Annotated in this window: 19 protein-coding genes and 2 pseudogenes; 12 read left to right on the top strand and 9 right to left on the bottom strand. The window is 72.5% G+C overall.

Features of this window, described 5'->3' with window-relative positions:
• Nucleotides 1-3: 3 nt before the first annotated feature.
• Together ACFYXC_RS31725 and rho are read right to left on the bottom strand one after the other, a co-directional pair.
• A pseudogene (locus ACFYXC_RS31725) lies at nt 4-924 on the bottom strand (D-alanyl-D-alanine carboxypeptidase family protein); the annotation flags it as partial.
• Between the two features lie 214 nt (nt 925-1,138).
• Nucleotides 1,139-2,281: a transcription termination factor Rho gene (gene rho, locus ACFYXC_RS31720; RefSeq protein ID WP_389555481.1), complete on the bottom strand. Its 1,143-nt coding sequence runs from the start codon at nt 2,279-2,281 to the stop codon at nt 1,139-1,141.
• Nucleotides 2,282-2,621: 340 nt separating this feature from the next.
• Here rho and ACFYXC_RS31715 point away from each other — a divergent pair, with 340 nt between their 5' ends.
• Nucleotides 2,622-3,836, top strand: a complete 1,215-nt coding sequence (locus tag ACFYXC_RS31715; RefSeq protein WP_389555647.1) for an acyl-CoA dehydrogenase family protein — start codon at nt 2,622-2,624, stop codon at nt 3,834-3,836.
• Between the two features lie 39 nt (nt 3,837-3,875).
• Nucleotides 3,876-4,292 (top strand): annotated as a pseudogene (locus tag ACFYXC_RS31710) (cytochrome P450); the annotation flags it as partial.
• A gap of 14 nt (nt 4,293-4,306) precedes the next feature.
• Here ACFYXC_RS31710 and ACFYXC_RS31705 read toward each other — a convergent pair.
• Entirely contained in the window at nt 4,307-5,890 is a 1,584-nt protein-coding gene (locus ACFYXC_RS31705) for an alpha-amylase family glycosyl hydrolase (protein ID WP_389555479.1), read from the bottom strand.
• 179 nt (nt 5,891-6,069) lie between these two features.
• Between ACFYXC_RS31705 and ACFYXC_RS31700 the strand changes: the two genes are divergently transcribed.
• The 7 genes from ACFYXC_RS31700 to ACFYXC_RS31670 all read left to right on the top strand — a co-directional run bounded on the left by ACFYXC_RS31700 (nt 6,070) and on the right by ACFYXC_RS31670 (nt 13,418).
• Nucleotides 6,070-6,804: a class I SAM-dependent methyltransferase gene (locus tag ACFYXC_RS31700; protein WP_389555477.1), complete on the top strand. Its 735-nt coding sequence runs from the start codon at nt 6,070-6,072 to the stop codon at nt 6,802-6,804.
• Between the two features lie 266 nt (nt 6,805-7,070).
• Nucleotides 7,071-7,169 carry a K(+)-transporting ATPase subunit F gene (gene kdpF, locus ACFYXC_RS31695; protein WP_388910352.1) on the top strand — a complete coding sequence of 33 codons (99 nt, stop codon included), beginning with the start codon at nt 7,071-7,073 and terminating at the stop codon, nt 7,167-7,169.
• An 8-nt stretch (nt 7,170-7,177) separates the two neighbouring features.
• On the top strand, nt 7,178-8,842 hold the full coding sequence (kdpA, locus tag ACFYXC_RS31690; protein ID WP_389555475.1) for a potassium-transporting ATPase subunit KdpA: 1,665 nt from the start codon (nt 7,178-7,180) through the stop codon (nt 8,840-8,842).
• Entirely contained in the window at nt 8,839-10,977 is a 2,139-nt protein-coding gene (kdpB, locus tag ACFYXC_RS31685) for a potassium-transporting ATPase subunit KdpB (RefSeq protein WP_389555473.1), read from the top strand. The genes kdpA and kdpB overlap by 4 nt, the downstream gene beginning before the upstream one ends.
• 24 nt (nt 10,978-11,001) lie before the next feature.
• Nucleotides 11,002-11,631, top strand: a complete 630-nt coding sequence (locus ACFYXC_RS31680; protein WP_389555645.1) for a potassium-transporting ATPase subunit C — start codon at nt 11,002-11,004, stop codon at nt 11,629-11,631.
• Nucleotides 11,632-11,773: 142 nt separating this feature from the next.
• Nucleotides 11,774-12,187 carry a VOC family protein gene (locus ACFYXC_RS31675; RefSeq protein ID WP_388910362.1) on the top strand — a complete coding sequence of 138 codons (414 nt, stop codon included), beginning with the start codon at nt 11,774-11,776 and terminating at the stop codon, nt 12,185-12,187.
• Nucleotides 12,188-12,332: 145 nt separating this feature from the next.
• A complete protein-coding gene (locus ACFYXC_RS31670) occupies nt 12,333-13,418 on the top strand; it encodes a magnesium and cobalt transport protein CorA (protein WP_388910365.1) in 1,086 nt (361 codons plus the stop codon).
• Between the two features lie 50 nt (nt 13,419-13,468).
• Here ACFYXC_RS31670 and ACFYXC_RS31665 read toward each other — a convergent pair whose 3' ends face one another.
• On the bottom strand, nt 13,469-13,612 hold the full coding sequence (locus ACFYXC_RS31665) for a hypothetical protein (protein WP_389555470.1): 144 nt from the start codon (nt 13,610-13,612) through the stop codon (nt 13,469-13,471).
• A gap of 611 nt (nt 13,613-14,223) precedes the next feature.
• Here ACFYXC_RS31665 and ACFYXC_RS31660 point away from each other — a divergent pair.
• Nucleotides 14,224-14,739 (top strand): STAS domain-containing protein, encoded by a 516-nt coding sequence (locus ACFYXC_RS31660; RefSeq protein ID WP_389555468.1) that lies wholly within the window; start codon nt 14,224-14,226, stop codon nt 14,737-14,739.
• A gap of 29 nt (nt 14,740-14,768) precedes the next feature.
• Here the strand turns inward: ACFYXC_RS31660 and ACFYXC_RS31655 are convergent, their stop codons facing one another.
• Nucleotides 14,769-15,347 (bottom strand): TetR/AcrR family transcriptional regulator, encoded by a 579-nt coding sequence (locus tag ACFYXC_RS31655; protein WP_388910371.1) that lies wholly within the window; start codon nt 15,345-15,347, stop codon nt 14,769-14,771.
• A 111-nt stretch (nt 15,348-15,458) separates the two neighbouring features.
• Here ACFYXC_RS31655 and ACFYXC_RS31650 point away from each other — a divergent pair, with 111 nt between their 5' ends.
• Entirely contained in the window at nt 15,459-17,657 is a 2,199-nt protein-coding gene (locus tag ACFYXC_RS31650) for an MMPL family transporter (protein ID WP_389555467.1), read from the top strand.
• A gap of 347 nt (nt 17,658-18,004) precedes the next feature.
• Here the strand turns inward: ACFYXC_RS31650 and ACFYXC_RS31645 are convergent, their stop codons facing one another.
• From ACFYXC_RS31645 to ACFYXC_RS31630, 4 genes are all read right to left on the bottom strand, one after another.
• On the bottom strand, nt 18,005-18,751 hold the full coding sequence (locus tag ACFYXC_RS31645; protein WP_388910377.1) for a GntR family transcriptional regulator: 747 nt from the start codon (nt 18,749-18,751) through the stop codon (nt 18,005-18,007).
• Between the two features lie 235 nt (nt 18,752-18,986).
• Nucleotides 18,987-20,141 (bottom strand): serine hydrolase domain-containing protein, encoded by a 1,155-nt coding sequence (locus ACFYXC_RS31640; protein ID WP_389555465.1) that lies wholly within the window; start codon nt 20,139-20,141, stop codon nt 18,987-18,989.
• Between the two features lie 162 nt (nt 20,142-20,303).
• A complete protein-coding gene (locus ACFYXC_RS31635; RefSeq protein WP_389555463.1) occupies nt 20,304-21,272 on the bottom strand; it encodes an acetylxylan esterase in 969 nt (322 codons plus the stop codon).
• A 231-nt stretch (nt 21,273-21,503) separates the two neighbouring features.
• The gene (locus tag ACFYXC_RS31630; RefSeq protein ID WP_389555461.1) at nt 21,504-22,109 is read right to left on the bottom strand and encodes a hypothetical protein; all 606 of its coding nucleotides are present in this window, start codon (nt 22,107-22,109) and stop codon (nt 21,504-21,506) included.
• A 353-nt stretch (nt 22,110-22,462) separates the two neighbouring features.
• Here ACFYXC_RS31630 and ACFYXC_RS31625 point away from each other — a divergent pair, with 353 nt between their 5' ends.
• On the top strand, nt 22,463-24,874 hold the full coding sequence (locus ACFYXC_RS31625) for a phosphoketolase (RefSeq protein ID WP_389555460.1): 2,412 nt from the start codon (nt 22,463-22,465) through the stop codon (nt 24,872-24,874).
• The last annotated feature ends 128 nt before the right edge of the window (nt 24,875-25,002 follow it).

Raw genomic sequence — 25,002 nt, 5'->3', positions numbered from 1 at the left:
CACCGTGACGACGAGGGTGTGCCCGCCCCGGCGCGCGGCCACGACGAGGGTGTTGCCGGCCCGGGAGGTGTAACCGTTCTTGATGCCGATGAGCCCCGGATAGGGCGCGACGCCGTCGGCGCCGGTCAGCAGCCGGTTGGTGTTCTGGATGTCGTACGCCCAGTCGCCGGCGGGGAACTTCGCGCGGACGGTGGCGCAGTAGCGGACGAAGTCCGTGATGCCGAGCCCCGCCCGCCCGAACACGGCCAGGTCGTACGCGGACGACACCTGGCCGGGCGAGTCGTAGCCGTCGGGTGAGACGACCCGGGTGTCACGGGCGCCCAGCGCCTGCGCCTTGGCCTGCATCTGGGCGGCCGTGGCGTGCCAGCCGCCGTTCATCCCGGCGAGGACGCGGACGGCGTCGTTGCCGGAGTTCAGGAAGACGCCCCGCCACAGGTCGGACGCCCGGTAGGTCCGCCCCGCGCGGACCCCGACCAGGCTGCTGCCGGGGCCGATGTCCCGCAGCTCCGCCTCGGTGACGGTGTGCCGGACCGCCGCGGGCAGCGCCGGGAGGACGGTCACCGCGAAGAGCGTCTTCAACGTGCTGGCCGGCGGCAGCCGCAGGTGCGCGTGGTGGGCCGCCAGCACCGCACCGGTGTCGGCGTCGGCCACCAGCCACGAGCGTGCGGAGAGGTCCCGCGGCAGGGCGGGCGCCCCTGCCCGGGGCCGGACCTGTGTCCCCGGACGGTCCAGTGGCGAGGGGGGCGGGCCGGGGGTGCGTGGAGCCGGCGCGGTGTGCGCGCCGCCCGTCCCGACGCGGGAGCCGGTGGAGGTCGTGTCCGCCCCGCCGAGGGCCGCGGCCGGTCCCGGCGGGAGGGCGAGCGCCCCGGCCACACAGAGGGCGGAGCAGGAGACGGCCGTGCGGACAGAGAATCCGATATTCATACCGCAAACGTAGGAACGCGCAGGTCGCGAGGCGTGCTGCCCCGGCCGATCGGAGCCGTCGAACACCCGGATGCCGCAGCGGCCGTCCGCCGACACGCCCGCCGACACGTCCGGCGAGGTGCCCTCCGAGACGTCCGGCGTAGACGTGCGCCGAGACGCCCGGTGAGACGTCCGCCGACACGCCGGTCCGGCGCGGGAGTCCGCGGCGGAGGGACTACAGCGCCCCCGGTACCGTCTGCTGGACCTGCCTCAGGAACGTCGCGTTGTCCGGGGTCTGCCGCATCCGCTCCAGCAGGGTCTCCAGTCCCGCCTGGCCGTCACCCCGGGAGTGCAGCGCGCGCCGCAGGCCCCGGACGGCCGCCAACTCCGGTGCCGGGACGAGGAGTTCCTCGCGGCGGGTGCCCGACGGGGTGATGTCGACGGCGGGGAAGACACGGCGGGACGCGAGGGTGCGGTCCAGCCGGAGCTCCATGTTGCCGGTGCTCTTGAGCTCCTCGAAGTAGTAGTCGTCGGCGCGGGACCCGGTCTCCACGAGGGCCGTGGCGAGGATGGTGAGCGAACCGCCCTCCTCGGCGAGCCGCGCGGCGCCGAAGAGCCGCTTGGGCCCTTGCAGCGACGCCGCGTCGACACCACCGCTGAGGGTCCGCCCGCCCGCCGCCGCCGCGTTGTTGTGGGCCCGGCACAACCGGGTCAGCGAGTCGAGGAGGATCACGACGTCCTGGCCCGCCTCGACGAGCCGCTTGGCGCGCTCCACGGCCAGTTCGGCGAGCGCGATGTGCTGTTTCGGACCCTGGTCGAAGGTGGAGGCGAACACCTGACCGCGTACCGAACGGCGCATGTCGGTGACCTCCTCCGGCCGCTCGTCGAGGAGCACCACCATCAGCTGGGTCTCGGGGTGGTTGCCGGCGACCGCGGCGGCCAGCTGCTGGAGCAGCACGGTCTTGCCGGTCCTGGGCGGGGCGACGATCAGGCCGCGCTGCCCCTTGCCGACCGGCGCGACCAGGTCGACGAGGCGGGTGGTCACACCGCCCGCGGGGTGTTCGAGCCGCAGCCGCTCGGACGGGTGCAGCGGGGTCAGGTCACGGAAGTGCGGGCGGCCGCGCACCTCCTCGGCGGGGCGTCCTTCGACGTGCCGGATCTCGGTGAGGGCGCGCTGCCGGCCGCGTACGCCATGGACGAGATCGCCCTTGCGCAGGCCGTACCGGCGGATCAGCGCGGCGGAGACCTGCGGGTCGGCCGCGGTGGGGAGCAGATTCTCGGCGCGCAGGTGGCCCTGCCCGTTCGAGGTGATGTCGAGTACGCCGGTGGCCGACTCCTGCGTGACGGGAGTGGGCGGGCGTTCGAGTGTGGTGGTCATGAGGGGTGTCCTTTCGCGGACGGGTTCACGTTCGTGGGGGTCGTGCGGCATGCGTCATGGGGAGCGGGAGAGGCCGGCGCAGGGGCGGTGTCTGCACGCCCTGCACGGCGGAACGCGTCACCTCTCGGACCGCGTGACGCCGAAACGCCGTACGGAGAGAGGTGGTGCGGAGAAGAGGCTGCGCGCCGGTCGGGAATCGACGGGCGGACCAGCTGAAAGGGACTGCATCGGCACCGGCGCCTGAAACAGGCGTACACAAGTGCTGCGGCAACTGTAGCACCACTTCTCGCCGGGACGGCGGGATCGGTTGTTTCCCGGGGTGTCGACGGCGTTGACAGCGGTGCCGCCCCGCGCCACGGTGGTCGGCATGGCCGAGGGCGGGATCGTCGAACGCGTACGGGAACTGCGGCCGCTGATCAGGCGGAACGCGCTGCGTGCCGAGCGTGAACGGCGGGTGCCCGACGAGGTCGTCGCCGCGCTGGCCGGCACCGGCGTGTACCGGATGAACGTCCCCGCCCGGTACGGGGGTCACCGGACTCCACTGCGCACCCAGGTCGACGCCTTCGCCGAGATCGCCGCCGAGTGCGCCTCCACGGCGTGGGTGACACTGGGGCACGCCGGGGTCTCGTACATCGCGTCCCTCTTCCCCGACGAGGCACAGGACGACTTCTTCACCGGACCGAGCGGCCCGGACGTCAGGATCGGCGGCACCCTCGTCCCCGGCGCCACCGCGGTGCCGTACGACGGGGGTTACCGGGTGGACGGGCCCTCGGCCTTCGCGACCGGCTGCCACCACGCGCAGTGGCATCTGCTGACCGCCGCGGTCGTCCCGGCCGGCGGGCGGCCCCGGCAAGGGCCGCCGGAGGCGGTGTGGGTCGCGGTGCCGATGTCCGAACTGGAGATCCTGGACGACTGGGACGTCACAGGTCTGGCCGGTACCGGCAGCAACACGGTCGTGGCGCGGGACATTCCCGTCCCCGCGCACCGGGTGCTGCCGGTCGGGCCGATGCTCGACGGACAGTCCCTGTCGAAGACCAACGCGGACGACCCCTTCTACCGCATGCCGGTACTGCTGCTGTTCTGCGCGTGGGCGGCGTCGGCCGCGCTGGGCGCGGGGCGGGCGGCGACGGCGGAGTTCGGCGAACGCATCCACCGCCGCGGCATCACGTACACCTTCCACCAGCGGCAGCACGAGGCCACGGTCACCCATCTCCAGGCCGCCGAGGCACAGTTGAGGGTCTCCGCCGCCGAACTGGTGGTGGCCCGGCTGGTCGGCGAGATCGAGACGAAGGCCCGCGACGGCGGCACGTACACCCCGCTCGAACGGGCCAGGATCCGCGCCGAGAGCGGGTACGCGGCCCGCCTGTGCAAGGAGGCCGTCGATCTGGTCGCCGCGGCCTCCGGAGCCTCCTCCCTCCAGCGGGACGTCCCCATGCAGCGCATCGTCCGCGACATCCAGGCCCTGTGCCTGCACTCCTTCGTCAACCCCGCCACCAACCTGGAGATCTACGGCCGCGTACTCTCGGGCGTCGACCCGGGCACCCCTTTCCTGTGACGCCCTCCGACGGCCGTCCACGGCAGTCAGGAGATCGCGTTGGACAGCACGGCCGCCGAACCGTCGGACGCAGCGCCCGATGCGCCCGGTGCGCCGCACCGCCTGGACCCGGCCGGCGGCTGCCCGCACGCCGACAACGCACGCCTCCTCGCCCGCGGCGCCGTGGCGCCCGTCGTCCTGCCCGGCGAGGTGGACGGCATGGCGGTGCTGGGCCACGACGCACTGAAGGAGTTCCTCGCCCACCCGCAAGTCGCCAAGGACGCACGGCACTTCACCGCGCTGCGGGAGGGCCGCATCGCCGCCGGCTGGCCGCTGGCGACCTTCGCGACCGTACGGGGCATGACGACCGCGGACGGCGACGACCACCGGCGGCTGCGCGCACTGGTCAGCAAGGCGTTCACCGCCCGGCGGGTCGAGGAACTGCGGCCACGCATCGAGGAGCTGACGGCCCGCCTGACTCCGGCTGTCGGCTATCGGGACAGCTCGAAGATCCCGTAGCCGAACGCCTCGGCGGTGACCCTGTCACCGTCGACGGCGACGCCGGACACCTCCAGGGCCCGGCCGGGCCGGAAGTCACCGGTGGAACAACTCGTGGGGTCCTGGCGGGGGTTGACGACGACGAGGTATCGCCCGCCGCGTACGTGCACGAAGGGGTAGCCCGCGTGCACGACCTCCACCGAGCCGTCCGGCCCCAGTTCGGGGGTCGAGGTGCGCAGGGCGATGAGACGGCGCACGAGATGGAGGAGGGACGTCTCGTCGGCGCGCTGGGCGGCGACGGTGGGACGGTCGGGGGCGGGATCGACCGGCAGGTACGGGTGCTCGGACGTCGAGAAGCCGGCGTTCGGGCCGTCGTCCCACTGCATCGGCGTGCGGGAGCCGGCCCGGTTGTAACGGGGGCCCAGCACGCTGCCCTCCGTGTCGGGCAGGTCCGGGATGTACCGCATGCCGATCTCGTCGCCGTAGTAGATGGCGGGCAGGGTGGGCCAGGTGAGCTGGAAGACGAAGGCGACCGGGAGCTGTTCCGCCGAGCGGGGCCCGCAGTTGAGTCGGGAGAAGTCGTGGTTGGCGGTGGGCAGGGAGATGAAGCCGCTGTCGCCGAGAGCCGTCGACGCCTGCTCCCACGCCTCGACGAAGGGGCGCGGCGACCCCTTGCCGCCCGGGTCGAAGAAGCAGTCGAGCGGATCCCAGTCGAGGTTGACGGTCCCGGAGCCGTTGCTCCACAGCGAGCGCAGCGCCAGACCGTCCGAGGGGCCGCCGAACTGCAGGAAGAAGTCCGTGTGGAACCCCGCCGGGACGGAGACCTCCGGATCGCCCCACTCCGAGAGCAGCACCGCCTCCGGGTGCGCACGGTCCAGCCAGTGGCGCAGCTCCGTCCAGATCCTGCTCGTCTCCGCCTTGTCCGGGTCGTCCTTGACGAGCGAGGCGGCCATGTCGACGCGGAAGCCCGACAGGCCGAGGCCCAGCCAGTGGTCCATGATCGTGCGCAGCGCCGCACGGTTGGCGCGCGGACCCTCCGCGTCCACCGGCTGACGCCACGGCTCGGCCGGATCCTGCCGCGCGTAACCGAAGTTGAGGGCGGGCTGGAAGGCGAAGAAGTTCGGCAGGTACGCACCCGGCCGGCTGCCGGGCGAGGCCACGAAGCCGTCCGGCCGGCCCTCGGCCGCCCAGATGTAGCGGTGGTCCCCGGGGTCGTTCGCCGACGCCGTGAACCACGGGTGCTGGTCGGAGGTGTGCCCCGCGACCAGATCGAGGAGTACGCGGATGCCGCGGCGGCCCGCCTGCTCGACGAGCTTCGCCAGGTCGTCGTTCGAGCCGTAGCGCGGTGCCACGTTCAGATAGTCCGCGACGTCGTAGCCGGCGTCCCCGAACGGCGAGACGAAGCACGGGTTCAGCCACACCGTGTTCACCCCGAGCCAGGCCAGGTGGTCCAGCCGCTCGGCGATGCCGGCGAAGTCACCGATCCCGTCGCCGTTCGAGTCCGCGAACGACTGCGGGTAGATCTGGTAGAAGACGGCGCCGGCCAGCCAGGCGGGTGCGGGACGGAAGGAAGTCATGGGGCAGGTACAGCCTTTCCCTGTGCGGACGTCGTACGGGTGCCGACGTCGGGCCACGGGTTCACATGACCGGCATCGGCACTCGTCATTCCTCACTGTCGAGGGTGACAGTGCCGGGGTGCGTCCGGAAGGCCGCACCGTGGCCGGAGGCCGGGCGGAAGGCCCTATGCTGATCGGCGATGTTCACCCCGCAAGGTCCCACGTTCCGCGAACTCGCCGTGCAGGCGCTGTCGTCCGTCGAGCACGGCTACGACCTGCTCGCACCGAAGTTCGACCACACCCCGTTCCGTACGCCGGACCCCTTCCTCCGGTCCGTCGCGCGGGCCCTGACGGGCATCGGCCCGTTCGGCAGCGGGCTCGACCTGTGCTGCGGCACCGGCGCGGGCATGGAGGTGCTGCGGTCGGTGTGCCGCGAGCGCGTCACCGGGATCGACATCAGCACGGGCATGCTCGACGTGGCGAGGCGCCGGGAGCGTCCGGACGGACCGCCCGCCGGCTGGGTGCGCGGTGACGCACGTGCCCTGCCCTTCGGCCCGGTCTTCGACCTGGTGGTCAGCTTCGGCGCGTTCGGGCACTTCCTGCCCCGCGAACTGCCGGGACTGTTCGCGCAGGTCCACTCCGTGCTCCGGCCCGGCGGGCGGTTCGCCTTCCCGATCGTGGCTCCCGCCCGCCCCGGCTCGCGCGGCTACTGGGCGATGCTCGGCTTCGACGCGGCGATGAAGGTGCGGAACGCGGTGTGGCGTCCCCCGTTCGTCATGTACTACCGGGACTTCCGGCTCGGTGCGGTCCGGCGGGAACTGGCGGAGGCGGGCTTCACCGTCGAACTGCACGCCCTGCCCGAGTTCGGCCGCAGGGACGACGGCAGCCCGCGCTGCCGGATGGTGCTCGCCACGAGGCCCGGGCCGGCGCTCTAGCCACCACGCGTCGTACTGGCGTATGAGAGCCGTCAAGAGTGTGCGGAGCGGCGTCAGGGAGCCGTCAACGAACGCCGTGGGCGGCTCGGGCGGCTGTTTCCTCAAGAGGTCAACGCGGCCGGCCGGGGCCCGACGCAGTCCGTCGGGCCCGGGCGCCGCATCCCGCACCTCATCCAGGAGCTCACGATGGCCGATCTGGCCTTCGTCGTCACCACGGTCGCGATCTTCGCGCTGGTGGCGCTCGTCGCCAAGGGGGTGACGAAGCTGTGACCGCCGAAAACGCCGAAAACGTCGTCGGCCTGATCGTGGCCGTCGCCCTGCTGGGCTATCTCGTCCTCGCCCTTGTGTTCCCCGAGAGGTTCTGAGCCCAGACATGAGCCCCGTACTCGCCGGCGTCCTCCAGCTGCTGGCACTCATCGCGGCGCTGGCACTCGTCCATCGCCCCCTCGGCGACCACATGGCCCGCGTCTACTCCTCGGACCGGCATCTGCGCGTCGAGAAATGGATCTACAAGGGCATCGGCGCCGACCCGGACGCCGGCATGCGCTGGCCCGCGTACCTGCGCGGCGTCCTCGCCTTCTCCGCCGCCGGGGTGCTCTTCCTGTACCTCCTGCAGCGCGTGCAGGGCGTCCTGCCCGGTTCGCTTGGCTTCTCCTCGATCGACCCGGACCAGGCGTTCAACACCGCCGTCTCCTTCGTCACCAACACCAACTGGCAGTCGTACTACGGCGAGCAGGCCATGGGCCACGTCGTCCAGACCGCCGGCCTCGCCGTCCAGAACTTCGTCTCCGCGGCCGTCGGCATGGCGGTCGCCGTCGCCCTCGTACGAGGGTTCGCGCGGTCCCGCACCGGCGAGCTGGGCAACTTCTGGGCGGACCTGGTCCGCGGGGTCGTCCGCATCCTGCTGCCGCTGTCCGTGGTCGCGGCGATCGTCCTGGCCGCCTGCGGAGTGATCCAGAACTTCTCCGGCATCCACGAGGTCGGCCAGTTCTCGGGCGGCCCGCAGCAGTGGAACGGCGGCGCGGTCGCCTCCCAGGAGGCGATCAAGCTGCTCGGCACCAACGGCGGCGGCTACTTCAACGCCAACAGCGCCCACCCCTTCGAGAACCCCACCCCCTTCTCCAACCTCTTCGAGATCTTCCTGCTGCTGGTGATCCCGTTCTCGCTGACCCGCACCTTCGGCCGGATGGTCGGCAGCCTGAAGCAGGGATACGCGATCCTCGCCACCATGGCCACCATCTGGGTCGGCTTCGTCGCCCTGATGATGTGGACCGAGTTCGCGCACCACGGCCCGGCCTTCGACCTCGCGGGCGGCGCACTGGAGGGCAAGGAGACCCGCTTCGGCGTCGGCGCCTCGTCGATCTTCGCGGTGTCCACCACCCTGACCTCCACCGGCGCGGTGAACTCCTTCCACTCCTCGTTCACCGGGTTCGGCGGCGGCATCACCATGCTCGGCATGCAGCTCGGGGAGATCGCCCCCGGCGGCACCGGCTCCGGCCTCTACGGCATGCTCGTCATGGCGGTCATCGCGGTCTTCATCGCGGGACTCATGGTGGGCCGCACCCCCGAGTACCTGGGCAAGAAGATCGGCACCCGCGAGATCAAGTTCGCGGCCTGCTACCTCCTCGTCACCCCCGCCCTGGTGCTCGTCCTCACCGCCGCGGCCATGGCCCTGCCGACCCCCGGCGACTCGATGACCAACAGTGGGGCGCACGGCTTCTCCGAGATCCTCTACGCCTATTCGTCCGCGGCCAACAACAACGGGTCGGCCTTCGCCGGCCTGAACGCCGACACGCAGTGGTTCAACAGCACCCTGGGACTGGCGATGCTGCTGGGCCGCTTCCTGCCCATGGTGTTCGTCCTCGCGCTGGCCGGCTCACTCGCCGGGCAGCGGCCCGTGCCCGCGACCGCGGGCACGCTGCGCACCGAGAAACCGCTGTTCACCGGGTTGCTGGTGGGCGCGATCCTCATCATCACCGGTCTGACCTATTTCCCGGCGCTCGCGCTGGGCCCGCTCGCTGAGGGACTGGCGTCATGACGACACACGTACACACCGACACCCCGGCCACACCCGACGCCGCCGGCACCACCGCGACCGCGGGCGAAGGCCGGGTGGGCGCGGGTGTCTTCGACCCGGCGCAACTGGTCAGGTCGCTGCCGGACGCCTTCCGCAAGCTCGACCCACGGGTGATGGTCAAGTCTCCCGTGATGTTCGTCGTGCTGGTCGGCTCCGTCCTGACGACGGTCTTCGCGTTCAAGGACCCCGGCGACTGGTTCGGCTGGACGATCAGCGCCTGGCTCTGGCTGACCGTCGTCTTCGCCAACCTGGCGGAGGCGGTGGCGGAGGGCCGCGGCAAGGCCCAGGCGGACACGCTGCGCAGGGCCAAGACGGACACGATGGCCCGGCGCGTCACCGCCCCGGCCCGGGGCCCCGGCGCGGCCTCCGCGTCGGGGCCGGGGGAGGAGGCCGTCCGCGGCACCGAGCTGCGCGTCGGCGACCTGGTCGTCTGCGAGGCCGGTGACATCATCCCGGGCGACGGTGACGTCGTCGAGGGCGTGGCCTCCGTGGACGAGTCGGCGATCACGGGCGAGTCGGCCCCGGTCATCCGGGAGTCCGGCGGCGACCGGTCGGCCGTCACCGGCGGCACGAAGGTGCTCTCCGACCGCGTCGTCATCAGGATCACCACGAAGCCCGGCGAGACCTTCATCGACCGCATGATCAACCTGGTCGAGGGCGCCGCCCGCCAGAAGACGCCCAACGAGATCGCGCTCAACATCCTGCTGGCCTCGCTGACGATCGTCTTCCTTCTCGCCGTGGCCACGCTGCCCGCCTTCGCGGACCACGCCGGCACGCACCTCACCCTGGTCGTGCTGGTGGCGCTGCTCGTCTGCCTGATACCGACCACCATCGGCGCCCTGCTCTCCGCGATCGGCATCGCCGGCATGGACCGGCTGGTGCAGCGCAACGTCCTGGCCATGTCCGGCAGGGCGGTCGAGGCCGCCGGTGACGTGTCGACGCTGCTGCTCGACAAGACCGGCACCATCACCCTCGGCAACCGCCGGGCGGCCGAGTTCGTGCCGGTCGCCACCACCGCCGAGGCCGAGCTGGCCGACGCCGCCCAGCTCTCCTCACTGGCCGACGAGACACCCGAGGGACGCTCCGTCGTCGTCCTGGCCAAGGAGCGGTACGGGCTGCGCGAACGCCACCAGGGCGAGCTGGCGCACGCCGAGTGGATCACCTTCACCGCACAGACCCGGATGTCCGGGGTGGACGTCGACGGACGCCGCATCCGCAAGGGAGCGGCCGGTTCGGTCGCCACCTGGGTGCGGGAGCGGGGCGGCACCGTCGCCGCCGACGCGGCCGGCCTGGCCGACCGGATCTCCGCGGAGGGCGGCACCCCGCTGCTCGTGGCGGTCGAGGACTCCCGGGGCGCCCGGGTGCTGGGCGTCATCCACCTCAAGGACGTCGTCAAGGACGGCATGCGCGAGCGGTTCGGTGAGCTGCGCCGCATGGGCATCAAGACCGTCATGATCACCGGCGACAATCCGCTGACCGCCAAGGCCATCGCGGAGGAGGCAGGCGTCGACGACTTCCTCGCGGAGGCCACTCCCGAGGACAAGATGGCGCTGATCAAGCGGGAGCAGGCCGGCGGCAAACTCGTCGCGATGACGGGCGACGGGACGAACGACGCCCCGGCGCTGGCCCAGGCGGACGTGGGGGTGGCCATGAACACGGGCACCTCGGCCGCCAAGGAGGCCGGCAACATGGTCGACCTCGACTCCGACCCGACGAAGCTCATCGAGATCGTCGAGATCGGCAAGCAGCTCCTCATCACCCGGGGCGCGCTCACCACGTTCTCCATCGCCAACGACGTCGCCAAGTACTTCGCGATCATCCCGGCGCTGTTCGCGGCCGTCTACCCGGGCCTGGACAAGCTCAACATCATGCGGTTGTCCTCACCCGACTCGGCGATCCTCTCCGCGGTCGTCTTCAACGCGCTGATCATCATCGCGCTGGTGCCGCTCGCCCTGCGGGGAGTGCGCTACCGGCCGCTGAGCGCGGACCGGCTGCTCCGCCGCAACCTGGGCGTCTACGGTCTGGGCGGCCTGGTCGCGCCCTTCGTCGGCATCAAGGTCATCGACCTGCTCATCTCCCTCCTCCCCGGCCTGTAACCCCCTGAAAGCGTGCTGATCGCCATGAACAACCCGGTCACGAACACCGCCCGGCTGCTGGGAGCGGGTCTGCGGGCCCTGCTCGTCCTGACCCTGGTCTGCGGCGTGCTCTATCCGCTGGGGGTGACGGGCGTCGCCCAGGCCCTCCTCAAGGACAAGGCCGACGGGTCGGAGATCTCGTCGGGCGGCACGGTCGTCGGCTCGTCACTGATCGGCCAGCAGGGCTACGGGCTCGACTACTTCCAGCCCAGGCCCGCGAACGGTCTGGGCGAGAACTCCGTCAACAAGCGGTACGAGCTGATCCTCTCGGGCGCCACCAACCGCTCCGGCGACAACGCCGAACTGATCAAGTGGATCGAGGAGGCCAGGGCGAGGGTCGTCAAGGACAACTCGACCGCCGGCCACAGGGTCGACCCCTCCCAGGTCCCCGCCGACGCGGTGACGTCCTCCGGTTCCGGACTGGACCCGGACATCTCCCCGGCGTACGCCGACCTCCAGGTGCACCGGGTGGCCGAGCGGAACGGTCTGTCCGTGGCCCGGGTCCGGGAACTCGTGGACGAGCACACCGAGGGCCGCACGCTCGGTTTCATCGGCGAACCCCGGGTGAACGTCCTGGAACTCAACACGGCGCTCAGGGGGCTGACCGGAGGGTGATCCGAGAGCCCGGGTCCGCGGTCGGCCCTTCACCGGCGGGCCACGAGCGGTCGGCGCGGGCCGGCCGCTCGCGCCGGGCCGTTGTCAGTGGCCCGCGCTAGTCTGCCGAGAAATGGTCAGCTGTCCGATTCGGGAGGTTTCCATGGTTTCGCGCCTCAATCCCTACATCAGCTTCGACGGCGACGCCCGGCAGGCGATGGAGTTCTACAAGGAGGTCTTCGGCGGCACGCTGCGGCTCAACACCTTCGGGGAGTCCGGTGCGCCGGACATCCCGGAGGCCGACAAGATCATGCATGCCATGCTGGAGACCCCGAGCGGCTTCGCCCTGATGGGCGCCGACACCCCACCGGGCATGGAGTACACGCGGGGCGACAACTTCTCGGTGAGCCTGAGCGGTGACGACGACGCCGAACTGCGCGGCTACTGGGAGAAGTTGTCGGCCGACGGCGTCGTGTCTGTGCCGCTCGAGAAGCAGATGTGGGGCGACGTCTTCGGTATGTGTACGGACCGGTTCGGTGTGCCCTGGATGGTCAACATCGGCGAGGCACAGGGGTAGGACCGGGCGGGTCCGCGGGTGGGCGGCTCCGGCGGGGCCGCCCCCTCCCCGGCCGCGTGCGGGCGGGTGCCGGGCACCGGTGGGCGGAGCCGGCGGAGACCGGTGGCACACTGACCCGGTCACCGAAGGAGCCCAGCCAGTGCCCATGATCCGCAACCTGAGCAGAGCGGTCCGCCGTGCCTACCGCCACACCGTGGACCTCAGTCATCCCGCCCGTTCCCCTCTGGGCAGCGCGGTGGAGAACTGCGTGGTCTACCACAGCGGCGGACGGCAGCCCGGCGACTGGGCTCCGGCCGAGGCGATCCACCGGACCCGCACGGCCGGCCGGGACGGCTTCGTGTGGATCGGCCTCCACGAACCCACCGCGGAGGAGTTCGCGGACCTCGCCGAGCTGTTCGGCCTGCATCCGCTGGCCGTCGAGGACGCGATCCACGCGCATCAGCGACCGAAGGTGGAGCGGTACGACGACACGCTGTTCGCCGTGTTCAAGACCGTCCGGTACGTCGAGCACGAGCAGCTCACCGCGACCAGTGAGGTCGTGGACACCGGCGAGCTCATGGTCTTCGTCGGCCAGGACTTCGTGATCACCATCCGCCACGGCAGCCACGGCTCCCTCGGTCCGCTGCGCGAGGCCCTGGAGAAACTGCCCGAGCAGCTGCAGAAGGGGCCCTCGGCGGTCCTGCACGCCGTCGCGGACCAGGTGGTCGACGACTATCTCGACGTCACGTACGCCGTGCAGAACGACATAGAGGCCGTGGAGACCGCGGTCTTCGCCGAGCGCACCGCCCGTGGCGACGCCGGCCAGATCTACCAGCTCAAGCGCGAGCTCCTCGAACTGAAGCGGGCCGTGGTCCCCCTGGACCGGCCGCTGCAGATACTCGCCCACGAGCCGCCGGCCGCGGTCTCCCCGGCGATCCAGCCGTACTTCCGCGACGTGGCCGACCACCTGGCCCGGGTCACCGAGCAGATCAACGCCTTCGACGGGCTGATCGACTCCATCCTGCAGGCCCACGTGGCCCAGGTGACGGTCGCCCAGAACGAGGACATGCGCAAGATCACCGCCTGGGCCGCCATCGTGGCCGTCCCCACCATGATCTGTGGCGTCTACGGCATGAACTTCGAACACATGCCGGAACTGCGCTGGACATACGGCTATCCGGTCGTCCTCGGTGTCATCGCCACGCTCTGTGTCGTCATCCACCGGGGGTTCCGCCGCAACGGCTGGCTCTGAAACGGAGGCGGAGAGGGAGGCGGGGACGAGGACGGAGACGGGTCGTCCGGTCAGAGGTCCGGCTCGTCCAGGACGCCGTCCAGGGCGAGCCGTATCGCCGCCTCCGGACTCAGCCCCCGGCCCTCGCTCACCGCCGCGGCGAACACGCTCTCGCCGAGGTCCGCCCGCAGGCGGCGCGCGTACTCCCTGCGCAAGACGGTCGTCTCGATGTCACTGAGCTGGGGGAGTCCGGCCGACTACCAGAGGCGCGTGCCCACTCCGAGAAGCCGCGCGGCGCGTTCGGGCTCGCCGCCGACGGCCTCCGCGGCGAGCAGGAGACCGGCGACGGCCGCGGCCCCGAAACGGTCGTGGACGCGCCACTTGGCGGCGAGGGCCTCGCGCGCGGAGCGCAGCGCCTCCTGCGGCCGCCCGAGCCGATCCCGGCGAGGGCGACGAAGAAGTCACCCCAGGCCCGCATCCACAGCTCCCCGCGCTTCGCGCAGGCGACGCGCAGCTGTTCCGCGACCACCGCGCACCGCTCGAACGCGCCCTGGCCGGCCAGCAGATACGCCTGCACGGCCAGCGTCAGCAACTGTAAGAACTCCGCTCCGCCCCCGCCCGCGGGCCCCTCGGTACTGCTCCCGTAGAGCAGGGCGGACCGCGCCGACTCGCCGCGCACCGCGAGGCTCGCCCCCGTCAACGGCAGCGCGGGGACGGGGAGACGCCGCTCCTGCGCCAGCCACACGTACGCCGCGCTCACGGACTCGGCCGCCTCCACGTCGTCCGGCACGACGGTGACCAGGCGGTGCGCCCAGGTCGCCAGGGTGTGCCCGGGAGCGTCCTCGGGCACCCGGCCCAGCGCCCGCTCCTCCCGGTCCTCGGCGTCTGCCAGTACGACCGCAGGGTCTTCGACGACGCCGAACTCGCCCCGCTGGACCTGCCGCACCGCGGACGGGTCGCCGCCGACCTCGTCTGGTGCGACGAACTGCTCTCCAACACGCGTACCTTCGCTCCGCCGGGGCTGGCGCTCCAATGCGAGGTCGACGACTCGAACGTGACCGCACTGGCTCGTGCGCTGCGGGCCGAGACGGCGCGGGTGCGCGCCCGTCGGGCCGTCGGCCCGGGCACCATCCGGCTCGACCTGACGGAGCTGGCGTTCATCGACGTCGGCGCGCTGCGCCTGCTGGTCTTCACGGCTCTCTCCCTGCACACGTCCGGCAGCGCCCTCGCCCCGCGCGGTGTGGCCCCGCACATCAGGCGGCTGATGCGGGTGACCGGCTGGGACCGCATCCCCGGTCTGCGCCTCGACGCAGGGAACGTGCGGCAGGAGGTGATGCCCTGACCCGGCGCCACCGCCGGACCACCGGCGGCTCAGGACGCCGGACCGGGCGGCAGGGTCGCCAGTCCCGCACGCAGGAAGGCCATCGCCGCGTCGATGTCGGCCTCGTGGGGCCGGTGGCACACCTCGCTGATCACCGCGGCCGCGGCGGCGGCCGCCATCCGCGGCCCGAAGTCGTCCGGGGCGGTGCCCTGCTCCTCGGCGAGGATCCGCGCGCCGTCCTGGATGACCTCCGCCATGCGCGCCCCGGCGGCCGCGCGGAGCTGCGGATTGAGATCCAGCATGCGGTCGGCCAGATCGTCCAGATCGCTGCGCTGGGCGATCTCCTCGCGCAGCCAGTGCTCCGTCGCGTCCAGGATCGTCCGGTCCGCCGCCCGCTCACGCAGTGCGGTGTTGAGCCGCTCGTTGAAGGAGTCGAACTCCGCGAGCGCCAGCTCCAGTTTGGACGGGAAATACAGGGTGACCGTACGTGGGGAGACCTCTGCCGCCGTGGCGATGTCGGCGATCGTCGTCGCCTCGAACCCGCGGTCGGCGAAGAGCTCGTAGGCCGCGCGGAGGATCGCTTCCCGGCGCCGCGCCTTGCTGCGTTCCCGAAGACCCTCACTCGTCATGGCCACACTTTACCATCGGTGGCTAATTTACATCCGACTGTAAAAATGCGTTAGGGTGTAGAGATGTCGCGGTCCGGCCGAGGGCCCGCGGGGAGAGGGAGGAAGTCGGGCATGGCGTCACGCCTGTACACGTGGGGACAATGGGCGGTGCGCCGCCGCGGCAGGGTCCTGGCCGTATGGCTGCTGCTGCTCGCCGTGGTCGGAGGGCTCGGCATCACCTTGCACGGCAAGGTGAGCACCGAGTTCTCGGTGCCCGGGATCGAGTCCCAGAAGGCCCAGGACCTGCTGGAGGAGAAGTTCCCGACCGCCGCCGGCGGCGTGGCCCGGGTCGTGTTCGCCGCCCCCGAGGGCGGCACGCTCGACGAGCCCCGGACCGAAGCGGCCCTCACCGCGAGCCTGAAGAAGGCCGCCGAGGTACCGGGCGTCGTGAACGTCTCCGACCCCGCCAGGACCGGGACGGTCTCCGCGACGGGACGCATCGGCTACGCGGACGTCGTGTTCCGCCAGTCGGCCGACAACGTGCCCGAGACGTCCAAGGACACCCTGTCCGAGGCGATGGAGCGGGCCCGGGACGCCGGTCTCGAGGTCGAGTTCGGCGGCTCGGCGATGCAGCCGAAGACCGAGGTCGGCGGTCCGGCCGAGATCGTGGGCGTCGTGATCGCCTTCGCCGTCCTGGCCCTGGCCCTCGGCTCCCTGATCGCGGCCGGACTCCCGCTGCTGACCGCCGTCGTAGGGGTGGCGATCGGCGTGCTGGGCGTCCAGTTCGTCTCCCGCTTCGTGGAGATGACCAGCACCGCCACCGTGCTCGCCCTCATGATCGGCCTCGCGGTGGGCATCGACTACGCCCTGTTCATCCTCTCCCGCCACCGCGAGCAGCTCGCCGATCCGGACACGGACGTCGAGGACTCCATCGCGCGGGCCGTCGCCACCGCGGGCGGCGCGGTCGTCTTCGCCGGAGCCACCGTCATCATCGCGCTGGCCGCGCTGGCGGTCACCGGCATCCCGTTCCTCACCGTCATGGGCCTGGCCGCCGCCGCGACCGTCCTGCTCGCCGTGCTCGTCGCGCTCAGCCTGGTGCCCGCCGTGCTGGGCATGTTCGGTGAGAGGCTGCGCCCGCGCCCCCGCCGCTCCGGGCGCGCCCCCGGTTCCTGGGCACTCGGCTGGGCCCGCGTCGTCACCGGCAAGCCCCTGATCGTCCTGCTGGTGGGCGTGGTCGGGCTGCTCGCGCTCGCCCTGCCCGCCCGCGACCTGCGCCTCGGACTGCCGGGCTACGCGTCACAGCCCGCCGACAGCACCCAGCACAAGAGCTACGACCTGCTCAGCGAGGGCTTCGGACCCGGCTTCAACGCGACCGTCACCGCCGTCGTCGACACCAGCGGGATACCGGCCGCCGAGCAGACCGAGGCGCTGACCCGTCTGCGTGAGTCCCTGTCCCGGGACCGGGGTGTGGCCGCCGTCGCCGAGCCCGTGCCCAACCCGGACTCCAGCCTGGCCGTCGTCTCGGTCGTCCCGAGGACCGGCCCGGACGCCCAGGCCACCACCGACCTGGTGCACCGGCTGCGGGAGAACGCCCCGGCCGTCGACAGGGCGGGCGGCACCCTCTACATCGCCGGTGCCACCCCCGCGGCCATCGACATAGCGGGCAAACTCTCCGGCGTCCTGCCCCTGTTCATCGCCATCATCGTGATCCTCGCGCTGATCCTGCTGATGATCGCCTTCCGTTCCCTGCTGGTCCCGGTGAAGGCCGCCCTCGGCTTCCTCCTGTCGGTCGCCGCGTCCCTGGGCGCCACCGTGTGGGTCTTCCAGGACGGCCATCTGAACGGTCTCCTCGGCATCCCCTCCGCCGGCCCGGTCACCAGCTTCCTTCCCGTGCTCCTCATCGGAGTCCTCTTCGGACTGGCCATGGACTACGAGGTCTTCCTCGTCAGCCGCATGCGCGAGCACCACGAGCACACGGGCAGCGCGGCCGAGGCCGTCGTCCACGGGGTGGCGCGCAGCGGGCGGGTGGTCAGCGCCGCCGCGCTCATCATGGTCGCGGTCTTCGGCGGCTTCGTGTTCAACCACGACCCGATCATCAAGTCCATCGGCTTCGCGCTGGCCTTCGGCGTCTTCATCGACGCCTTCGTGGTCCGCATGACCCTCGTCCCGGCTGCCATGGCCCTCATCGGCCGCCGCGCCTGGGGGCTGCCGCACTGGCTGGACCGGGTCACCCCCGACGTGGACATCGAGGGTGCCAAGCTCCCGCCGCGCAGCACGGCCGGGCAGGACGACACCCGACGCGAGCCGGTCGGCGCGCCCGGCGCCCGCTGAGCGGGCGCCGGGCGCCGAGCGTGGGGCGCGTGGGGCGCGCGCCCCACGCCGAGCACGCGCCGCGCCGGACGCGTCTCGCGCCGGACGCGTCTCGCGCCGGACGCGTCTCGCGCCGGACGCGCGCATCGCGCCGGGCACATGCCCCGCGCCGGACGCGCGGCTCCCGCTGGACGCGCGGCGTGCGCCGAGGTCGCGTCTCGCGCCGAGCCACACCTCCCGCCGGACATACGGCTCGCGCCGAGTGCACCGTCATGGGTGCGGCGCGTCCGGCCGGGCCCAACGCCGCGCGGGCCCAACGCCGCGCGGCCCCGGAGCCGCGCGGGCCCGTGGTCACGCGGTCGCGCCCGTCACGCTCCCGGGGGTTCGTCGACCGCCGGGAGCGTGAACTCGTAGACCAGCGCGTCCTGTTCGGCGTCCACCACCAGATCGGTGATCTCCAGGGGGCGGGCGTACTGGTCATGCACCCGCCGCGTCACACGGACCGCGGCCGTGTCGACGGGCCCGCTGATGGAGTCCCGGTGGTGCAGGGTCAGCCCCGCCCGGCGCATCCAGTCGTACACGCGCCGCAGGTGGGCCGACGACGTACCGTCGGCGCGATCGCGGTAGCGGGCGAGTTCCTCGACCTCGGCGAGGGCGACGGCCGAGAACGACGTCACGGCCGTCCGCCGCCCGTGCCCGTCCGGTGCGGCGGACTCGTACCGGTGCACCAGCGTGGGCCGCCGCGGGGCGAGTCCGAGCGCCGCCGCGTGCTCCGGCGGGGGAGTCTCCCAGGTCACGGTCGCACGGTCGACGGCGCCGGCATGAGCCGTGTGCGCGCCGAGCGGGAAACCGAGTGACGGAAGGTGCCCGACCGGCGGGCCGGGCAGTTTCGCGTGGGTGCCGCGCCGGTCGGTGGAGACCAGGCCGTCCCGGCGAAGGACGTCCAGTGCCTGCCGGACCGTCTCACGGCTGGCTCCGAACCGGGCGGCCAACTGCCGCTCACCCGGCAGCCGTTCGCCGGGCGGGACGGTTCCGTCGCGCAGCGCGCCGAGCAGCTCGGAGGCGATGCGTGAGTACAGAGGCTGAAGGTCGTCGTGCGTGGTGCTGCGGGCCATGTCCGCGCTCCCCTTGTGACAAGACGTAGCCGTGCGGGCTCGGGTGCCACGCCCCTCGGCCCTGGTCATGGGGCGGAAGGACGCGCTCCCTCGTACGCGACCATCTCTAGCATTGGTCTAAACCATGCGGGAAGTGCGCCCCGGCGGGTCGGCCGGGATCAGGCCGAATACAGCCCGTGTCCCGCCCGCGCGTCCGGGGCCCGTCCTCCCGCACGGCCCGGCTCGTCCCGGTCCCTCACAGGGCGCCGTAGAGGGCGTCGACGAGCGCCATCTTGCGGGGATCGTCGGCGATGTGCGGACCCATCCGGTTCATCACGTAGCCCAGCGAGACACCCGCCTCCGGGTCGGCGAGGCCGCAGGAACCGCCGAAGCCGTCGTGGCCGAAAGCCCGGGGATTGGGACCGTAGGAGCGGTCGGGCCCGCTGAGCCACAGTCCGAGGGCGACCTCCGTCTCGGTGCCGAGGCCGGCGCCGAGGACCAGGTCGCGGCAGGCCCCCTGCCCTTCGCGGACCCGCTCGGCGGCCGCCGGGGACAGGACTCGGTGCGTCCCGTACGACCCCCGGCCGGCCAGGATCCCGTACAGCGCGGCGACCGCCCGGGCCGTGCCGTGCCCGTTGGCGGCCGGGACCTCGGCGGCCCGCCACCCCGCCGAGCACGCCTCGGCCGCCCCCGTCCCGGGATTGGCCAGCGCGGCCAGCGCCACCGGCGCCAACCGGCCGAGGACCGCCGCTTGTTCACCGGGTTCGCCGGTCGGCGGGTGCACCAGCTCGGCCGCGCGTCCGTACTCCTTCTCCGGCAGGCCGATGGTGAAGTCGATGCCGAGCGGCCCGGTCACCTCCCGCCGCAGGAACGCGCCGGGCAGCAGTCCCGAGACCCGCCGCACCACCTCACCGACCAGGAAGCCGTACGTCAGGGCGTGATAGCCCGACACCGTCCCCGGCTCCCACCAGGGCTCCGTCGCCGCGAGCCGCTTCGTGGTGAGCTCCCAGTCGTAGAGCTGCTCCAGCGAGTGCGGCTCGCGCAGCCCGGCCAGACCCGCCCGGTGCGACAGCAGATGCCGTACGAGGACCGACTCCTTGCCCGCCGCCGCGAACTCCGGCCAGTAGGCGGCGACCGGCGCGTCCAGGTCGAGCAGGCCGCGGTCGGCCAGGATGTGCGCACACAGGGCCGTCGGTCCCTTCGAGGTCGACCACACGTTGACGAGCGTGTCCCGCTCCCAGGCGCGCGTGCCGGCCGCGTCCGCCCAGCCGCCCCACAGGTCCACCACCGTCTCACCGTGCAGGGTGACGGTCACCGCCGCGCCCAGCTCCCCACGGTCCCGGAAGTTCTCCTCGAACGCGGCGCGCACCGGCTCGAAGCGGGTCTCGCAGTGGCCCTGGACCTGGGACATGGCTCCTCCGTCGTCCGCCGGGTATAGGGGGAGGCTCCGGCTCCGCGCAACATACCGACTGGTCGGACCAGAGGGAAGTGCCCGGCAGAGGCGCGGGGAACCGCGCGCCACGCCACGGCGGAGCCGCACCCGCCCGACGCCCCGGCACCGGCCCGCCGGTGGTCAGAAGCGCGCGGGCAGCCACGCCAGCTTGACCGCCTCCTGGTAAGGCCCCCCGCCCTCGTGGTCGTTGAAGTCGTACACCTCGATGGCCTTGTCGTCGTGCCCCCACGCGTTGAAGGCCGCGAAGACCGTCGACGGCGGGCACGTCTGGTCCTCGAGAGCCGCCGAGAACAGGGCGGGGGCCCGCCCGCGCGAGGCGAAGTGCACCCCGTCGAAGTACGACAGCGTGCGCAGCACCTGCTCGGTGCGCCCGCGGTGCGTCTTGAGGTAGTTGCCGATCTCCCGGTACGGATCACGGTCCGTGAGCCGGGTGGCGCGCGGGTAGTCGCAGAGGAACGGCACGTCCGGTGCGACCGCCACGAGGTCCGGCACCAGACCGCCCACCGCGATGGAGATGCCGCCGCCCTGACTGGCACCCACCACCGCGGTGCGCGTGGCGTCGACCAGCGGATGGGAACGCGCGGCCTCCACGGCACGCACCCCGTCGGTGAACACCCGCCGGTAGTAGTAGTTCTCGGGGGCGTCGATGCCCCGCGTCATGAACCCGGGGTAGGCGGGCACGCTGCCCACCGGGTCCGGGGTGTCACCACCGCCGCCCCACGCGCCGCCCTGGCCCCGGGTGTCCATCACGAAGTGCGCGAAGCCGGCCGAGGCCCACAGCAGGTGGGTGTGCGCGAGGCCCCGGCCGCCGCCGTACCCGATGAACTCCACCACCGCGGGCAGCGGCGTGTCCGCTCCGGCGGGCAGGGTCAGCCAGCCCTTCACGGGGTGACCGCCGAACCCGGCGAACGTGACGTCGTGCACGGTGACGTTCCGCAGATGCGTGTCGACCGGCTCGAAACGGGCGTCCAGGCCGTGAGCGCGCGCCTCCTGCAGCGTCTTGGCCCAGAAGGCGTCGAAGTCCGCCGGTTCGACGGACGCGCTCGCATAGTCCCGGAGCTGATCGAGAGGAAGGTCGAACAGGGCCATGAAATGCCGCCTTTGCTACGGACAAGGGTGCGGACGATCACACCGTACGGGCGGCGTCCGGGGGCCGCCAGGGCGTGTCACGCACCGCACCCGGACGCGCGTCCCGACTCCGCGCCGCCTAGGCCGCGTTCGATCCTCCGCAGCCGCAGCCGCAGCCGCAGCCGCCGAGAAGCCGCGCCGGGGCCGAAGTCCTGCCGCTCCGGCGGGGGAGTGCGCCGCCGTCCCCGTCCGTCAGGTCCGGTGCCGCGCCCATTCCGGTCCCGTACGGGCCCAGGCGCGCTCCCACTCGGCCAGGCGACGGCGCGCGGCGACCCGCCGTACCACGGCGTGCAGGGCCAGTACGGCGGCCCCGGCCGCCCCGGCGGCGCAGGCGCCCACCGCGAGCCCGTGCTGCCACACCACCGTGCGGCTCGTCGGGGCGGGGACGATCCGGTCCCGCCCGTCCAGCCAGATGTCCGTGTGGTCGCCGGCCCGGGTACCGGCGGACACCCGGGTGGTGCCCGTACGGACCTGCCCGCCGGGCTCGGTCCAGCGGACACCCACCCGCTGGACCGGCCGCCGGTCCCCCTCGGCACTCGGCGTGGTGGCGGGCGTGCCCCCGACGACCTCGGCGCGCACCCGGTGACGTTCGGCCCGCTGCTCCGCCGCCGTGCTCCGCGCCCCGTCGTACGCCCACCAGCCCGCGGCCAGTCCGGCCAGCGGCGCGCCGACGCACAGCACGACGGCGACGGCCAGGGCGGTCCACGCCTCCACCACGTCCGAACGGCGGCGCAGCGGATTGTGCCGCTGCCGTCGCCCGATCACTCGCGTCCGCGTCCGCGTCTCCCTCGTGCGCATGTCCCGCCTCCTCGACACTCGGACCGGGCCGCGACACCCGGACCGTCCCGCGGCCCGCGCGGCACACCGCGCCCCCGGACCACCGCTCGCCGGCCGTCCCGGCTTCCTCGCCCACGCCCTCACCGCCGTACGTCGTCCGTGTGCCCCGTGGAGGCCGACCGGACCCCTCGAAGGGCCGGTTCGCCGCTCCCCGCCGGGCGGCCCGGCGTGCGAGCGTCACGACGACCGCCCCGGACAGGACCCACCGGACACGCCGGCCACGGCCCGGGAAGAACCGCCGCCCGGCCCGGCAGCCGGCGCGAGCGGACCCGAACGGCTCAAGAACGCGTTCCGCCACGACTGATCGGCGCCCTGTGTGGAACCCAAGTCCCGTCCCCTGCGAACAGGAGTCCCTCCCCATGGCCAAGGACCGCATGACGGCGCTCGACGCGCACTGGCGTGCCGCGAACTACCTGGCCGTCGGTCAGATCTACCTGCTCGGCAACCCGCTGCTGACCGAGCCCCTGCGCCCCGAGCACATCAAGCCCCGGCTGCTCGGCCACTGGGGCACCTCGCCCGGCCTCAACCTGGTGCACACCCATCTCAACCGTGTGATCGCCGAGCGCGATCTCGACGCCATCTGCGTGTGGGGTCCCGGCCACGGCGGCCCCGCCGTCCTCGCGAACTCCTGGCTGGAGGGCAGCTACACACAGACGTACCCGGACGTCACCCGGGACGCCGCCGGGATGGAGCGGCTCTTCCGGCAGTTCTCCTTCCCGGGCGGAGTCCCGAGCCACGTCGCCCCCGAGACGCCGGGTTCCCTCCACGAGGGCGGTGAGCTGGGCTACTCCCTCGCCCACGCGTACGGGGCGGCCTTCGACAACCCGGACCTCCTGGTCACCTGCGTGATCGGGGACGGCGAGGCCGAGACGGGTCCGCTCGCGGGCTCCTGGCACTCCAACAAGTTCCTCGACCCGGTCCACGACGGCGCCGTCCTGCCGGTCCTGCACCTCAACGGCTACAAGATCGCCAACCCCACCGTGCTCGCCCGGTTGCCGCGCGCCGAACTCGACGAACTCCTGCGGGGATACGGCCACGACCCCCTGTACGTGTCCGGCGACGACCCCCGCCGCGTACACCGGGAGCTGGCGAAGGCGATGGACCTGGCGCTGGACCGCATCGCCCGCATCCAGCAGGAGGCGCGCACCGGAAGGAGGGGCCGGACCGGACCGTACGAGCGCCCCCGCTGGCCCGTCGTCGTCCTGCGCACCCCGAAGGGCTGGACCGGCCCCGCCGAGGTGGACGGGCAGCCCGTCGAGGGGACGTGGCGCTCCCACCAGGTCCCGCTGTCCGGTGTCCGCGACAACCCCGAGCACCTGCGGCAACTGGAGGGCTGGCTGCGCTCGTACCGGCCCGAGGAACTCTTCGACGCCGAGGGCCGTCCCACGTCCCTCGTCCTCGACTGCGTGCCGAAGGGCTCCCGCCGCCTCGGCGCGAACCCGCACACCAACGGCGGTCTGCTGCTGCACGGCCTTCCCATGCCGCGCCTGGAGGACTTCGCGGTCCCCGTCGACAAGCCCGGCGCGAGCACCCACGAGCCCACCCGCATCCTCGGCAACCTGCTCGCCCGCATCATGGCCGACTCGGCGGAACGCCGGAACTTCCGTGTCGTGGGCCCCGACGAGACCGAGTCGAACCGGCTGGGCGCCCTGTACGAGGCGACCGGCAAGACCTGGCAGGCCGAGATCACCGACACCGACGAACACCTCGTCCGCGACGGCCGCGTGATGGAGATCCTCTCCGAACACCTCTGCCAGGGCTGGCTGGAGGGCTACCTCCTCACCGGGCGGCACGGACTGTTCTCGTCCTACGAGGCGTTCGTGCACATCGTCGACTCCATGGTCAACCAGCACATCAAGTGGCTCAAGACCTCACGGGAGTTGTCGTGGCGGGCGCCGCTGGCCTCCCTCAACTACCTGCTGACCTCGCACGTCTGGCGCCAGGACCACAACGGTTTCTCCCACCAGGACCCGGGTTTCGTCGACCACGTCCTCAGCAAGAGCCCGGCGGTCGTGCGGGTCTACCTGCCGCCGGACGCCAACACCCTGCTGTCCGTCGCGGACCACGCCCTGCGCAGCCGCGACCACGTGAACGTGATCGTCGCCGGGAAGCAGCCCTGCTTCGACTGGCTGTCCATGGAGCAGGCCCGCGCCCACTGCGCGCGCGGCGCGGGCATCTGGGAGTGGGCCGGGACGGAGAACGGGGACCGCGAACCCGACGTGGTCCTCGGCTGCGCGGGCGACGTGCCCACCCAGGAGGTCCTCGCCGCGGCCTCGCTCCTGCGCACCCATCTGCCCGATCTGGCCGTCCGGGTCGTCAACGTCATCGACATCGCACGTCTCATGCCGCGGGGCGAACACCCGCACGGCATGGCCGACTCCGACTACGACGCCCTCTTCACCGTGGACAAGCCGGTGGTCTTCGCCTATCACGGCTACCCCTGGCTGATCCACCGGCTGGCCTACCGGCGCACCGGCCACGGCAACCTCCATGTGCGCGGTTACCGGGAGTCGGGCACCACCACGACCCCGTTCGACATGGTCGTCCGCAACGACCTCGACCGGTACCGCCTGGTCATGGACGTCATCGACCGGGTCCCGGGTCTCGCCGTGCGCGCCGCCGCCGTACGCCAGCGGATGGTGGACGTACGCACCCGCCACGAGGCATGGATCCGCGAACACGGCACCGACCTGCCCGAGGTCGCCGAGTGGACCTGGCCCGGCTGAGGGGGTCGGGCGCCGCCCCCGGGCCGCCCCGGGGGGGGGGGCGGGGGGGGCGGGGGGGGGGGGGGGCCGGAGCGGTAGATTGGGGTAAGGTGCACCCGCTGGCCCGCCTCCCCCAGCACCCCGGGGGC

It is taken from the genome of Streptomyces sp. NPDC002701 (assembly GCF_042889045.1).
Lineage (GTDB): Bacteria > Actinomycetota > Actinomycetes > Streptomycetales > Streptomycetaceae > Streptomyces.
The sequence above is the reverse complement of the archived record's forward strand: the minus strand, read 5'-3'. Positions and strand labels throughout refer to the sequence as shown.